Origin of the sequence: Lujinxingia litoralis (assembly GCF_003260125.1) — a bacterium.
Classification (GTDB): Bacteria; Myxococcota_A; Bradymonadia; order Bradymonadales; family Bradymonadaceae; genus Lujinxingia; species Lujinxingia litoralis.
Genome location: NZ_QHKO01000004.1, coordinates 100,762 through 114,530, shown reverse-complemented (window position 1 = coordinate 114,530; position 13,769 = coordinate 100,762). Strand labels below are relative to the sequence as shown.

Genomic DNA, 13,769 nt, shown 5'->3' with positions numbered 1-13,769 from the left:
TTTCACAACCTGACACAGCCGGCGCCCGGAGCGAGGGGCATCCGCCATCGCCTCAAATCGTCAAAAACCCGGCGCTTTGGCATTCTCGAGGCCTTCGCCCCCTAGCTCGTCGTGACAAGTTGGCACAGTGGATGGCTTTGCCCCCCAGCTCGTCGTGACAAGTTGGCACAGTGGATGGCTTCGTCCCCCAGTTCGTCGTGACAAGTTGGCACAGTGGATGGCTTTTTTTCTGATTTTAGCGGATTTTGAGGGATCGGGGATGGTGTCTGGCGCGCCGTCCAGGCGGCTTAAGGGGGCATGGCTCGTCGTGAGCCGGCGCGGCGCGCAGAGAAGGCCGGAATATCTGGCGCTGAAATCCACTCCAGACACTCGCCGCTTAAGCACGCTGCCCGGGGGCTTATCCCCGCGCTGTGGCCGTCGATCGCCTTGACGCTGCGCGGCTCTGCGGTGAAGGTGTGGCAGTTTTCTAAAAAGCCTGGTGCGATCTTGGACGATGCCGCCGGGCGTATGCTCGAGATTGAGGACGTATGCGAGGTCGTTGGCCGAAGCAGGATCTGTTGCTCTACCCACGTCGGCGCCGGCGCAAGCGGCCCTGGCCGGCGCTGGTGTTGGGGGCGCTGGCCGTGGGGGTGTTGCTCTACATGATGCTCGGGAAGGAGGACGAGCCCGACCCGGTGGCCCTGGCGCGCAGCGCGACGATGGCCGAGGCCTACATGCGGGTGGACAGCGCGTTGGCGCTGGCACAGGAGGGGCTCAACAACGGGCAGGCCGAAGCGATGGTGGAAGCCCGCGCCGAGAAGAGCGCGCTCACCGCCAGCTTTGAAGAGGGGCGAGCCGCGACGCTGGCCGGGGAGATCAAGCCCAACGAGTCGGTGTTTTTGAGCCTGCAGCGGCGCAATCTTTCGGCCGGAGCGATCCATAAGGTGGTGAGCGCCACCGAGAAGGAGTTTGATTTTCGGCGCAGCCGCCCCGGGGATCAGTGGCGGGTGCAGACCGATGATGCTGGCGAGATCGTCGAATTTCGCTATCAGACTTCTCCCGAAGACATCTGGGTGACCCGGCGCCAGGATGACGGCAGCTACGTGAGCGCGCAGGAAGAGGTGCCCATCGAGGTGCGCCACGAGGCGGTGGCCGGGACCATCAACTCCAGCTTCTGGCTGGCGCTGGAGGCCACCGGGGAGAGCGGCGCGCTGGCCCACCGCTTTATGGAGGTCTTTCAGTACACGATCGACTTCAACACCGAGACGCGTCAGGGAGACCACTTCGCGTTGATCGTGGAGAAGGTGTACCTCAACGGGGAGTACCTGCGTTACGGACGGCTGATCGCGGCGAAGTACATGGGGGAGCGCGGCAATTACTGGGCGTTCTACGATGAGGAGCGTGGCGAGGAGCCCGGGTACTTTGATGAAGAGGGGGAGAGCCTGCAGCGGCAGTTCTTGCGTAGTCCGCTGCCCTTTACGCGGGTGACCAGTCGTTATGGTCGGCGGGTGCACCCGGTGCTGGGGGGCACGCGCATGCACCGCGGGGTGGATTACGGCGCGCCGATCGGCACGCCGGTGCAGGCGGTGGCCGACGGGCGGGTTAGCTTTGCCGGGCGGCGCGGCGGCTACGGCAACCTGTTGATCGTCAAGCATAGCGGGGGCTTTGAGACCCGATTTGCGCACCTGGACGGGTTCGGCCGGGGCATTCGCTCCGGGGTCAAGGTGACCCGCGGTCAGATCGTGGCGCGCAGCGGCAATACCGGTCGCTCCACCGGCCCGCACCTCCATTATGAGATGTTGCAGAATGGCCAGCATATCGATCCCCTCTCGGTGGACACCGCCAAAGGGGAGGCGCTGAAGGGAGCGGCGCTGGCCAGTTTTCAGCAGGAGACGGTGGGGCCCTGGCGCCAGCGTTTGATGGACACGCTTAAGCAGGCCGTGCCCCAGGCGCTGGCCCGTACGGCCGTGTCTCCTGATGAGACTCCCGACACGATTGAGAGCGCCAACTGAGGCGTTGTCTGAAAACTTATTTCGCGAAACGACGAGAGCCCGATGTCCGCATCCCCCGCACCCGAAGAGCGCCCGAACCTGGCGGTACGCACCCTTGAGAAGATCGCGAGGGTGGGCAACCGCCTCCCCGATCCGCTGACGCTCTTTGTGATCATGGCCGGGCTGGTCGTGGTCCTCTCGGCGCTTTTGGCCGGCGCCAGCGCCGAGGTTCGGCAGACCTCCGGGGAGCTCAAGCTGATGGAGGTGCAGAGCCTGCTGAGCTGGGAGGGCATCCGGTGGATGTTTTTGAGCGCGATCGACAACTTCATGGGCTTTGCGCCCCTGGGGCCGGTGCTCACGGTGATGCTGGGGATCGGCATCGCCGAGCGCACCGGCTTTATCACGATGGGGCTGCGGGTGTTGGTGGCCTCGGTGCCCAAGAGCATGATCACGGCAACCCTGGTCTTTGCCTGCGTGATGAGCTCGATGGTGGCCGACGCCGGCTACGTGGTGCTGACCCCGCTGGGGGCGCTGCTCTTCGCCGGGTTGGGGCGCCACCCGATCGCCGGGCTGGCCGCGGCCTATGCCGGGGTCTCCGGCGGCTTCAGCGCCAACCTGTTGATCACCGGTCTGGACCCGATGCTGGCCAGGCTCACCGGTCAGGCCGCCGAGACGCTGGACCCGGGCTACGCGGTCAACGCCACGGCCAACTACTACTTTTTGGTGGTGTCGACGATCCTGGTCACCGTGGTCTGCACCTGGGTGACGACCAAGATCGTGGAGCCGATGCTCGGGAAGTGGGACCCCTCCCAGGCCAGCGATGAGTACGGAGGTAAGGACGCGCCGGAGGAGCCGGGGGCCGAGGAGCGTCGGGCCTTCTTCATCGCGCTGGCGGTGGGCGGGGTGGTGGCCGCGGGGATCGCGTTTCTGGGCATCTGGTCGGGATCGCCGCTGCGCGATGTGGTGGAACCCGGGGAGCCGGCGGTCTCGGCGCTGCATTCCTATTTTGAGGCGGTGGAGGTCTTGATCGCGCTGCTCTTTGTGTTCCCGGGCATCGTCTACGGCGTGGTGATGAAGTCGATTAAGAGCGATAAGGACGTGGCCAAGATGGCCAGCGACACCATGGGCACGATGGGAGCCTATGTGGTGTTGGCATTTATCGCCGGGCAGTTCGTGGCCTACTTCAACTGGACGAACCTCGGGGCGATCACCGCGGTGCGCGGCGCCCAGGGGCTGGAGGCGGTGGGGCTGACCGGGATGCCTCTCTTGCTGGCATTTCTGGGGGTGTCGGCGCTGATGAACCTCTTTGTCGGGAGCGCCAGCGCGAAGTGGGCGTTTATGGCGCCGATCTTTGTGCCGATGATGATGATGATGGGCTTTAGCCCCGAGGTGGTGCAGGCGGCCTACCGGGTGGGCGATTCCATCACCAATATCATCACCCCGCTGATGCCCTACCTGCCGATCATCATCGTGTTTGCCCAGCGTTATGTGCGCGACATTAAGATGGGGACGATTCTCACGACGATGCTTCCCTACTCGGTGGCGCTGGGGATTGCCTGGACGGTGCTCTTGATCGTCTGGTTGCAGTTGGGTCTGCCGCTGGGGCCGGGCGTCTCGGCGACCTATGTGCTGCCCGGGGGTTGAGCCCCGGATGGCCCGGGGGGGCGGAGACGTTTCGCAGGTATAAAAAAACGCGCCCTTTTGGGGCGCGTTTTTTTTGGGGGCGGAGAAAGCGCGGGCGTCAGCCCGCGTCAGCGGGCCTGCTGGGTGAGGAGCTCGCGGGCGGCGTCGCGGGTGGTGGTGGTCACGCGGGCGCCCCCGAGCATGCGGGCGACCTCGTCGATGCGTTCCTCTTCGCTTAAGGGGCGAATGATCGACTGGGTGCGCTCGTCGACGAGCATCTTTTCGACGACGTAGTGGTGGTCGCTGCGCGAGGCGATCGAGGCCAGGTGGGTGATGCAGAGCACCTGATGGTCGCGGGCGGCGTGTTGAATCTTGGCGCCGACCACATCGGCGGTGGCACCGCCGATGCCGGTGTCGACTTCGTCGAAGACGTAGGTGTCGATGGTGTCGCGTTCGGCGAGCACGGTCTTGATGGCGAGCATGATCCGGGAGAGTTCGCCGCCGCTGGCGATTTTGGCCATGGGGCGCGGCTCTTCGCCGACGTTGGGAGCGAGCAAGAACTCCAGGCGATCAAAGCCGCGGGCATCCAGGGTGATGGCGGCGTCGGCCTCGCTGGCCTGGGTGGGCGGGAGTTCGGCCGGGGAAAAGTGGGGGACGAACTGGGTGCGGGCCATGTTGAGGTCGCCGAGCTCGGCTTCGACGCGGCGGCGCAGTTCGACGGCGGCCTCGCGGCGAGCCTGGCTGAGTTTACGGGCGATGACCCAGGCCTTCTGGCGGGCCTTTTCCAGGCGCGCTTCGAGTTCGTGGCCGTGTTCCTCGGCGTTGTCCAGGCGGTGGAGCTCCTCGCGCATGTGGGCGGCGTTTTCCAGGATGGCGGGGATGTCCTGGCCGTACTTCTGGCGCAGTTTCTTGATGACTTCCAGGCGTTCGATCACGGTGTCCAGGCGTCCCGGGTCGGCGTCGATGTCGAGGTCCTGATCCTGGAGGTCGCGGGCGGTCTCTTCGGCGGCGATGCGGGCCTCATCCAGGCGCTGGGCCAGGCCCTCCAGGCGCGTGTCGTAGCGGGCGGCGCGCTTGAGGGCGTCGACGGCTTCGCCCAGGCGCTCCACTGCGGAGTCCTGGCCGGCGTAGGTGTGGCGCAGGGCGGAGCGCACCGCGTCGTTGATCTTCTCGGCGTAACGCAGGCGGTCGACTTCGGCCTCGTGCTTTTCTTCCTCGCCGGGTTCCAACTCGGCGGCGTCGATCTCGACAAGCTGGAAGCGCAAAAAGTCGGCGCGGTGGAGGCGGTCGCGCACGTTTTCGTGCAGCGCTTTGAGCTCGCGTTTCAGGGTGTTGACCTGGCTGTAGGCCGCTCCCATCGTGGCGACCTGCTCGGAGAGGCCGGCGAAGGCGTCGAGGAGGCCGATGTGCTCATCGGCGCGCAGCAGGCTGTAGTGTTCGTGCTGCCCGCTGATGTCGACCAGGCCGCGGGCCAGGGAGGCCAGGTTGGCCAGGGTGGTGAGGCTGCCGTTGACGAAGACCTTGTTTCGTCCGGAGCGGCTGAGGATGCGCCGGATGATGAGTTGGCCCTCAAAGTCGATGCCCTGTTCGGCCAGACGCTGGCGCAGGCGCTCGGCGGTGATCGCCGAGGGCTCAAAGACGCCCTGGACGATGGCTTCGTCTTCATCGGTGCGAATGACCTCGGTGCTGGCGCGTCCGCCCAGCAGGAGGTTGAGCGCGTCGATGATGATCGATTTGCCGGCGCCGGTTTCGCCGGTGAGCACGGTGAAGCCCGGGCGGACGGGGATCTCGAGGTGTTCGATGATGGCGAAGTTTCGGATGACGAGGTGGGTGAGCATGGCCAGGCCCCCGGAAAAGGTTGGTCAAGAGCGCGCCCGACGCCGGGCACAGTATCCAGTCGATCAACATGCAAGCGCTTTGGCGCCCCTGCCTGCGCATAGGTTCAGGAAATAATGCACCTGCGCGCAGGTTTCAACCTGAGCGCGCAGAGAAGAGGTTGGAAAGACTCTTTGCTAAGGTGGAAGACGCTGCAGATACGCGGGGTGAGCGGGGTGCTTTGGGGGCAACGCAGAGACGAGGATGCCTGATGAGTGAGCAAGAACCGGTGGACGGTGGCCAGGTCATTGATCGGCGGCAATGGCTGGAGGTTCGGGTGGACGGGCTCATTGAGAGCCAGCGCCACGACGAGGCGATTGGTTATCTGTGTCGGCTCTTTGAGGAGCTCGACGATCCGGTGGGGCTGGCGCGCTGTGCGACGTATCTGGGGTATCTCTATTTGCTGGAGGGCGATCTGACGCGCTCGGAGCAGTGGTTGGAGCGGGCGCGGGAGCGTGATGCCGACGATCCGCATTTGAGCTACGCGCTGGGGCACGTGGCGCTGTTGCGGGGCGCGCCCTGGCGGGCGGTGCTGCGTTTTATGGAGGCCTTCGTCGAGGCGGAGGAGGCGCATGACGCCGCGGAGTTTTTGCGCAGCGGGGCCTGCGCGTTGCGCGCCGGCGGTCAGCCGGCCCCGGCGGTGAGCATGTTGCTGGGGGCGCTGGATCGGGATCTGGGCAACCCCTGGATCCTCGACGGTCTGGCCCGGGTTTATCAGGAGAATGAGCGCTGGCTGGAGAGTTTACAGGTGCTCAAGGAGCTGGGGCGAGTGGTGGCGCAGGCGGCCAGCTCGATGGTGGTGCGGCGCTCGCCATCGGCGCGCTACCTGCTGCGGGAGCGCCTGATCAGGCGCTCGGTGCGGGTGGGCGATGTGGAGGCGCGGGCCCGGGAGGTGAACCTGCAGCTGCGGCAGCGCTTTGAGGTGGTGCTTGACGGGCGTCAGCGCCGGGGGCCGACCGGGCTTGCGCCCCGGCAGTTTCCCCGGGCGCTGGGCCATCTTCTGGACGTGCTCGGTGGGGAGGAGCGGGGGCTGGAGTTGAGCGAGAGCGCGCTGGGGTTGTGGGCGCAGGCCAGCCACGAGCGCTTTGGCGATTATCTGGGGGCGGAGAGCCTGGCGGCGGCGGTGCACGTGCTGGTAGAGCGCCTGCACTGGCGGGTGCCCTCCAGCGCGCAGCGGATTGCCGCGGCCCACGGCGTGGACGAGGAGCGGGTGGGCCCGGCCGCGCGGGTGGTGGCCGGCAAGCTCGGGCTGCAGCTCTTTGATACACAGGCGATTTTTTCGGAACTCAATCTGGAGGAGCGGCGGCGCTTTGAGGCGTTGAGCCGCGCGCTCCTCTTTGGCGAAGGCTTGAGCGCGGCGCGTACGTCGGGGCCGAGTCTGGGAGGTAAGTAATGCGAGCAGTCGATCTGGTGCTCCTGGATCTGGACGGCACGGTGATTGGCCCGGATGGGCAGGTGGCAGACGAGGTCTGGGAGGCGGCCGGCCGGGCGCGGAAGGCCGGGGTGCGCCTGGGCGTGTGCACCGGCCGGGCGGCCACCGGAGTGGCGTTGAAGGTGGCCCGGCAGCTGGACGAGAGCGCCCCGCATATCTTTCATAACGGGGCGCTGATGCTGGGGGAGGGCGCCGAGGTGCAGCATTGTGAGGGGCTGGGCCCGGAGCCCTTGCAGGCGCTGGTGCGGCATGCGCGCCTGCACCGGCTGACGCTGGAGCTCTACACCGCGCACGCGATCTTTGTGGATCGCGTCTGTGAGCGCTGCGCGCATCACGCCGAGGTGCTGGGGCAGGAGGTTCAGGAGCGCGACCTGCTCAAGGTGCTGGCGCAGGAGTCGGTGGTGCGGGCGCACTGGATCGTGGCCCCGGAGGCGATCGAGCTGGCCTGCGCGCAGCATCCCTCGGGCACCGAGGTGGGGCGAGCCTCGTCGCCGGCCCTGCCGGAGAGCCTCTTTGCGAGCGTGACGCGGGCCGGGGTCTCCAAGGGCAGCGCCGCCCTGCGGGCGGCGCGCTTGTTAGGGGTGGCGCCGGCCCGGGTGATGGCGGTGGGCGACAGCCAGGGAGATGTGCCGATGCTCGAAGTGGTGGGCTGGCCGCGGGTGATGGCCGACGGCGATCCGGCGCTGCAGGAGCGCTACCCGGTGGTCTCGGCGGTGCGGGCCCACGGGGCGGCCGAGGCGCTGCGCCTGGCCGCCGGTCTCCCCGGCTGAGTCGGGCCCGGGAGGCTCAGAGGCGCAGCCCCAGCCCGCCGACCCAGTCGAGCCCGCCGCGGCCAACAGCGTCGTCCTGGGTGTACACGGTGCCGTTGCTGTCGGTGAGGGTGATGGTGCTGTAGCCAAACTCGGCCAGGATGCGGGCCTCAGCGAAGAAGAAAAATCCGTTGTCCTCACTGATCCGGAAGCGCGCGCCCGCCAGGGGGCCGATCAGGAAGGTCGTCTCGCTGAAGGAGCCCCGGGCCGGGTCATTATCGAGCGAGAGATCGAAGCTGTAGAAAGAGGGCCCGGCGGTGAGCCCCACGTAGGCGTCGAGCTGGCGAAGATCGAAGGCTTTGGCCAGGGCGTCGAAGTGCAGGGTGGCCCGACCCAGGGGGTTGGCGTACCAGGCGCTGACGTTGAGCGGGGTCAGCGCGGTCACCGCGGGGCAGAGGATGCAGTAGCCCATGTTCACCGTGGCACCGATGCCCAGGGTCATGCCTTCTCCCAGGGGGATGAGGCCGAACTCGGCGCCCGGCTCCAAAAAGAGGTAGAGCCCGGAGCTGAGCCCGCCGGAGAGGGTCATGTCCAGGGTGCCCAGGTTAAACCCCAGCTCGTTGGTGTCGGAGATGGTGACGTCCGGGCCGGTCGTGGTGGCGCTGGCGTGGTTGGGAGAGGGCTCAGCGGGTTGCTGCGCGGCGGCGGTGGCGGTCAGAAAGAGGGTGACGGTGGCGGCCAGCGCGGCGGTGGCTCGGGTGAGGTGGCGCATCGTGGAGGTCCCCTTCGGTCAGATCGGTGGAGGGCGACGCGATGAGAGCGCGGCGCCCGAAGAAAACGCAAAGTCTGGTGCGGGGAGGGTAGCGCGAGGCGAAGGCAAGTCAATGGGTTTTGAGGGAGGGGCAAGGTGTGGTTGGAGAGGGCGGCAAAGGGGCAGGAGGGCCGGGGTGGGGCGTGGGGGATGTGCGGGAGGTAGCGAGGGGAGTTGAAGTGGAGGTGCGGGAACGCCAAAGCCCGCGCCACCTGCAAGAGGTGGGGCGGGCCTGGGAAGACGAAGCGCGGCGGTCGCGCGTCAGTGGCGAGGGCCGATGTCTTCGAGGATGTCGCCGGAATCGTCGCTCTCGTCAAAGCCTGCGGCCCGGGCTTCGGGCTGGGGGGCTTCTGTGGGTGGCGGCTCGGCGGGGGCCTGCTGCGGAGCGCTTTCGACGGCCTCCTCCCGGGGCGGGAGCGTCTCGCCAACGACCCGGCGGTAGAGGTAGCGCGCGCCCATGGAGGCGCCCATGCCGGCGACCAGCGCCGCCGGGCCCATGGAGCCGGTGATCATGTAGGCGGCCAGGGTGCCCGCGGTGCCCGAGGAGCTGGTCAAAAAGCCGCAGCCCGCCTCGGAGCCGGCGTGAATCACGGCCTGCTTGCCGTCGATGCGTCCCTGGCGTACCGCCTGCAAGGCGTTCATGCCGCCCAGGGCGCCGTCGACCACCGCGCCGGCGACGCCAGCGCGGCCGCAGATCACCGCCAGATCGCGTATCGGCCCCGACGAGATGACGAAGCGAGCTGATTGCATCATGGGGGCCTGCGCGACGAGCGCGGCGGTGTGGGCCGCGCCCTGGCGAGTGCTGACCACCGAGGTGCGTACCGAGCGCAGCGCGGTCTCACCGGTGGCACGGCGTGCCGATCGGCGCAGGCTGCGCCCCAACTTACCCAGTCCTTCCATGAAGCGATCGGACATACCTTCCTCGTAGCTGCGACAGGATATGGTCAGGTGGATGCCGGAGCTTGCAAGCCGCCGGGTGACGACTATGCTCCAACCATCAATGTAAGCAACGCCTGCGGCGCTGACAAATTCCCCCCGGCGTGGCGCTCGGTGCCCCCGGACTTCCTCTTTTTGGTTTGCTGGAGCAACGCGATGTTTGTGCTGCGCGATGTACGCCCCGATGATCTCGACGAGCTGGAACGCCTGGCCCACCACCTCAACACGCTCAATTTGCCGGCGGATCGCCAGAAGCTGGCCGCAACCATCGCTGAGAGCCAGGAGAGCTTTGCCGGGGAGCGGCCCCATCATGCGCGTCAGTACGTCTTTGTGATGGAAGACACCGCGGCCGGGCGCCTGATCGGCACCTCGATGATCATCGCTCAACACGGCAGCTTCGAGCGGCCGACGGTGTACTTTGAGGTGCGCCAGGAGCAGAAGTACTCCCAGACCCTGGCCCGGTACTTCGTGCACCAGGTGTTGCAGCTGAGCTTTAACTACGATGGTCCCACCGAGATCGGGGGCCTGATTCTGGATCCGGCCTATCAGGGGCACGGGATGAAGCTGGGTAAGTTGCTCAGCTTTATGCGTTTTTTGTTCATTGGGCGTCGCCGGGACTGGTTCCGCGACGCGATCATCGCCGAGCTGCTCCCGGAGCTAAACCCCGACGGCACCAGCGATCTCTGGGAGTGCCTGGGGGCGAACTTTACCGAGCTGGAGTATCGGGAGGCCGATCAGCTCAGCCGCCAGAATGTGGAGTTCATTCGCAGTCTTTTTCCGCAGACGCCGATTTACACCGCGCTTTTGCCGGCGCATGTGCGCGAGAAGATCGGGGTGGTCGGCGGGCCGACACGTCCGGTGGAGAAGATGCTGCGCTCCGTTGGCTTTGAGTGGGATCGCAGCATTGATCCCTTCGACGGGGGCCCCACCTTTGTGTGCCCCACCGAGGAGTGCCGGCTGATTCAACGCACTCATGAGGGGATGTTCGCCGGCAGCTTCCAGGACGCGGAGGAGGCTGAGGGCGAAGCGCTGGTGAGTGTGGAGCGCCCCGGGGCCCGGGGCTTCCAGGCCACGATTGCCCGTTACCGCCGGGCGCCTCGTGGTTACGAGCTGCATGCGCCGGTGGCGCAGGCGCTGGGCCTGCAGCCCCGGGAGACGCTGGGGATGTTGGTGCTCAGTGGTCGGGAGATCGACGATCTGTGGAGGGGGCGCTGGGAGGATCAGGGGGGGGAGGAATAAGGGGGCGTGGAGGGAAGTGGCGAGGAAGCGGATGGCGAGGGGAGGGGCATGTCTGGCGAGCTGATGGCAGGTGAGGGCCCCGGGGCCGAGGGGCTTTTGTCCGGGGAGATGATTGCCGGGCGCTACGTGGTGCGGCGGCGGCTGGGCGCCGGGGGGTTTGGGGCGGTCTACCAGGCGCGGGATCGTCTGCTGGATGAAGACGTGGCGCTGAAGGTGCTGGAGCACCAGGGCCCGATCATCGAACAGCGCCATGTCTGGCGCGAGGCTGCGATTTTGCGAGTTCTGGATGTGCCCGGGGTGGTGCAGCTGCGCGACGAAGGGATTGATCGCGGGCGCTACTTTCTGGTGATGAACTACGTCGCGGGCGCGCCCTTCCCGGGCCGCGGGGTGTACGGCTGGGAGGGGCTGGCGATGCGGGTGCGCAGCCTGCTCAAGGTGCTGGCGCTGGTGCACAGTCAGGGGGTGGTCCACGGCGATTTAAAGCCCGGCAATGTGCTGGTTGACGATGGGGGGCGGGTGACTCTGCTGGATTTCGGGGTGGCCAGCTCGCAGGGGCTGAGCAGGCAGGGCGGCGACGTGGTCCGGGGCACCCCGGTGTATCTGGCGCCGGAGCAGTGGCGAGGCGAAGCGCCGACGCCGCGCAGCGATCTTTACGCGGTGGGGGTGATGATCTACGAGGCGCTGGTGGGGCGCCGCCCCTACCAGGGGGATTCGGCTTCGCAGCTCAGGCGCAGCGTGCTCCTGGACCCGCTGCCGGAGTGGCAGCCCCGCGTCGGCGGGGTGCCCGATGAGGTGGAGGCGCTGGTGTATGGGCTGCTGGCGCGCGACGCCGAGCGACGCCCGGCCAGCGCCCCGCAGGCCCTCTCGATGTTTGCCGCCGGCCGCCAGCGTTTTCAGGAGGTGGAGTGGCCGATGCTCGGGCGTGACGCGGACTTTTCCCGGGTGGAGGCGGCCATTGAGCAGCGTCAGCCCATTGACGTGGTGGGGCCGGCCGGGTCGGGGCGCTCGCGTCTCCTCGATGCGATCGAAGAGGTGTACCTGGCCCGCGCCGAGCGGGCGGTACGGCGGGTAGCCTGGGGGAAGCGCCCGCTGGAGAGCCTGTGGGCGTTTGGCGTCGACCAGAGCGCGCCGGGGCGCTCCTTTGATGAGGTCGCTCGCCAGGCGCGGGAGCGGGTCGAGGCCTTCTTGCGCCAGGGCGGGGTGGTGCTTGTCGATGACCTGGAGCGCATCGATCGCTGGTCGCGGGAGCTCCTGGTGGCCGCCCGGCCCCGCGGGGCGATGGTGCGGGCGCTGCTTCCGGAGCAGGCTGCTGCGCCGCGGGTGGAGCTCTGCGATTTAAGCCCGGAGCAGCTTCAGGGGCTCTTTTGCGGTCATGAAGAGGTGTTCGGGTTGCGCAGCGGGGGGGCGCGCGAGCTCTGGCGGCGTACGCTGGGACGTCCGGCGCGGGTGGTCCAGGAACTCGATGACTGGATCCGGGTCGGGGTGGCCCGGGCGGTGGGGTCCCGGGTGCAGCTGGAGCCGGCCGCGCTGAGTCGTCTGCGTGCCGGAGCCCGAATCAGCGTTCAGCGCGCCGAGCTGGCGCCCCAGCTGCCGTCACGGGGGCCGCGCCGGGATCTGCTGGCGTGGTTGACCCTGGCGCATCCCCTGCGCGACTCCGGGGTGATCGCCGGCCTGACCGGACGCACCCGCTGGGAGGTGCAGGCCGAGATCGCCGACCTGACGCGTCAGGGGCTGCTGCCCGATGCGGGGCAGGGGGATGTGATCGTGCCGGCCTTCGACGCCCTCTTTGTCGACTGGCAGCTCGATGCGCGGCGTCGGGCCCATCAGAAGATCGCCGAGGTGTTGCCCCCGGGACATGCCCGGCGTTTTTCGCACCTGGTGCAGGCCGGCAACGCTTTGGAGGCTGCTGAGGAAGCCTGCCTGCTGGCCGAGGAACTCGACCGCAATGGCGAGGTGGGCCGGGCGCTGGCCATTCTCGACGAAGGATGGGCCGCGCTCCGGCTTTGTCCGGAACGCGGTCGTGCGAAGCGAGAGGCGCTCTTTTTGTGTTGGGCGAAGATCGCGCTGGCCACCGGTGCTCCCCGCGATCTGGAGCGGTTGCTCTCGGCGATGGAGCGCGCTGGCGAGCCGGGGGCATCTGGCGAGCATCTGGAGCGCCTGGTGCGCGCGGCGATCTTGAGCATGCAGCTTCAGGGGCCCACCGCGCTGGAGACGCTGGATGCGGTGGAACCTTTTGAGGATCCGGAGCTGGAGTTGCACCGCCAGCGCTACCGCCTGCAGGCCTCCTGGGGGTGTGAGCGCGAGGCTGGCGAGCAGGTCATGGACGCGATTGAGACCTGGGCGCGCGCTCACGACTGCTCCGAGGTGCAGGGGACGGTGCGGGGCTGGAAGGGGCTGATCTGCTATCGTCAGGGCCGCTTTGCAGACGCCGCCACCTTACACAGTGAGGCGGCTCGCCTTAAACGTCGGGTGAGCGCCCGTCTTTCTTCGGCGCTCAATGCGGCCACGGCGCTTCTGGAGTGCGATGAGCTGGAGCACGCGGAGCACCTGATCACCCAGGCGCTGCGTCTGGCCGAGCGTCGTCGCCAGGCGATCTACGTGGTCCGGGCCCGGGTGATGCTGCGTCGGCTGGCGTATCGTCGCGACGAACTCAGTCGGGCCGATGAGGACTTCATTGCCGCGGCGCGTGAGTTGGCGCCACCGGAGCTCGATGGGCTGATGTCGCTGGTGGAGGCGGCGATGGCTTTTCGACGCGGGGAGCTGGAGTCGGCCCATCTGCACGCGATGGGGGCCTACCAGGCCTGGAGTCGCACGGGAAATCAGTGGGGCGCCTGCCTGGCGCAGGCGCTGGCCTGCCACTGTGGCCGGGATACGGACTGGGTGGAGCTGGGAGATTTGATAGTCCGGGCGCAGGCCTGCCATCTCCCGCGTATTGGCGCGCAGATCATCGGGCTGGTGGCGCCGCTGGTTGAAGTGGTGCCGGATTCGGCACGCCAGTGTGTGCTGCAACTGGCCGCGGAGATGACTGCGGCGCAGCGCCAGGCGCGTCGCGAGGTTTTAAGTGTGCAGGAGGTGCTCGACGCGCTGGGAGCGAAAGGCTGAGCGGATTGGCTGGGTGAGGCGGCCCGGCGCGG

Annotated in this window: 9 protein-coding genes; 6 read left to right on the top strand and 3 right to left on the bottom strand. The window is 67.6% G+C overall.

Features of this window, described 5'->3' with window-relative positions; genetic code table 11:
• Nucleotides 1-527 precede the first annotated feature (527 nt).
• Nucleotides 528-1,991: a M23 family metallopeptidase gene (locus tag DL240_RS10075; protein ID WP_111729767.1), complete on the top strand. Its 1,464-nt coding sequence runs from the start codon at nt 528-530 to the stop codon at nt 1,989-1,991.
• 42 nt (nt 1,992-2,033) lie between these two features.
• Complete coding sequence (locus tag DL240_RS10070; RefSeq protein WP_111729766.1) at nt 2,034-3,614, top strand: AbgT family transporter; 1,581 nt, start codon at nt 2,034-2,036, stop codon at nt 3,612-3,614.
• A gap of 107 nt (nt 3,615-3,721) precedes the next feature.
• On the opposite strand, the gene recN is transcribed toward DL240_RS10070, so the two are convergent.
• Nucleotides 3,722-5,431: a DNA repair protein RecN gene (recN, locus tag DL240_RS10065; protein ID WP_111729765.1), complete on the bottom strand. Its 1,710-nt coding sequence runs from the start codon at nt 5,429-5,431 to the stop codon at nt 3,722-3,724.
• Between the two features lie 248 nt (nt 5,432-5,679).
• On the opposite strand from recN, the gene DL240_RS10060 reads away from it, so the two are divergent.
• Nucleotides 5,680-6,861: a tetratricopeptide repeat protein gene (locus tag DL240_RS10060; RefSeq protein ID WP_111729764.1), complete on the top strand. Its 1,182-nt coding sequence runs from the start codon at nt 5,680-5,682 to the stop codon at nt 6,859-6,861.
• Entirely contained in the window at nt 6,861-7,670 is an 810-nt protein-coding gene (locus DL240_RS10055; RefSeq protein WP_111729763.1) for an HAD-IIB family hydrolase, read from the top strand. Before DL240_RS10060 ends, DL240_RS10055 begins: the two co-directional genes overlap by 1 nt.
• Before the next feature lie 16 nt (nt 7,671-7,686).
• Here DL240_RS10055 and DL240_RS10050 read toward each other — a convergent pair whose 3' ends face one another.
• Nucleotides 7,687-8,421: a hypothetical protein gene (locus DL240_RS10050; protein ID WP_111729762.1), complete on the bottom strand. Its 735-nt coding sequence runs from the start codon at nt 8,419-8,421 to the stop codon at nt 7,687-7,689.
• 300 nt (nt 8,422-8,721) lie between these two features.
• A complete protein-coding gene (locus tag DL240_RS10045; protein WP_111729761.1) occupies nt 8,722-9,375 on the bottom strand; it encodes a hypothetical protein in 654 nt (217 codons plus the stop codon).
• 177 nt (nt 9,376-9,552) lie between these two features.
• Here DL240_RS10045 and DL240_RS10040 point away from each other — a divergent pair, with 177 nt between their 5' ends.
• Together DL240_RS10040 and DL240_RS10035 are read left to right on the top strand one after the other, a co-directional pair.
• Entirely contained in the window at nt 9,553-10,635 is a 1,083-nt protein-coding gene (locus DL240_RS10040) for an arginine N-succinyltransferase (protein ID WP_111729760.1), read from the top strand.
• A 48-nt stretch (nt 10,636-10,683) separates the two neighbouring features.
• A complete protein-coding gene (locus DL240_RS10035) occupies nt 10,684-13,737 on the top strand; it encodes a serine/threonine-protein kinase (protein WP_111729759.1) in 3,054 nt (1,017 codons plus the stop codon).
• The last annotated feature ends 32 nt before the right edge of the window (nt 13,738-13,769 follow it).

Bases quoted from the DNA above. Each gene is read 5' to 3' on its own strand.
- DL240_RS10075 (WP_111729767.1), top strand. From the start codon at position 528: ATGCGAGGTCGTTGGCCGAAGCAGGATCTGTTGCTCTACCCACGTCGG.
- DL240_RS10070 (WP_111729766.1), top strand. From the start codon at position 2,034: ATGTCCGCATCCCCCGCACCCGAAGAGCGCCCGAACCTGGCGGTACGC.
- recN (WP_111729765.1), bottom strand. From the start codon at position 5,431: ATGCTCACCCACCTCGTCATCCGAAACTTCGCCATCATCGAACACCTC.
- DL240_RS10060 (WP_111729764.1), top strand. From the start codon at position 5,680: ATGAGTGAGCAAGAACCGGTGGACGGTGGCCAGGTCATTGATCGGCGG.
- DL240_RS10055 (WP_111729763.1), top strand. From the start codon at position 6,861: ATGCGAGCAGTCGATCTGGTGCTCCTGGATCTGGACGGCACGGTGATT.
- DL240_RS10050 (WP_111729762.1), bottom strand. From the start codon at position 8,421: ATGCGCCACCTCACCCGAGCCACCGCCGCGCTGGCCGCCACCGTCACC.
- DL240_RS10045 (WP_111729761.1), bottom strand. From the start codon at position 9,375: ATGTCCGATCGCTTCATGGAAGGACTGGGTAAGTTGGGGCGCAGCCTG.
- DL240_RS10040 (WP_111729760.1), top strand. From the start codon at position 9,553: ATGTTTGTGCTGCGCGATGTACGCCCCGATGATCTCGACGAGCTGGAA.
- DL240_RS10035 (WP_111729759.1), top strand. From the start codon at position 10,684: ATGTCTGGCGAGCTGATGGCAGGTGAGGGCCCCGGGGCCGAGGGGCTT.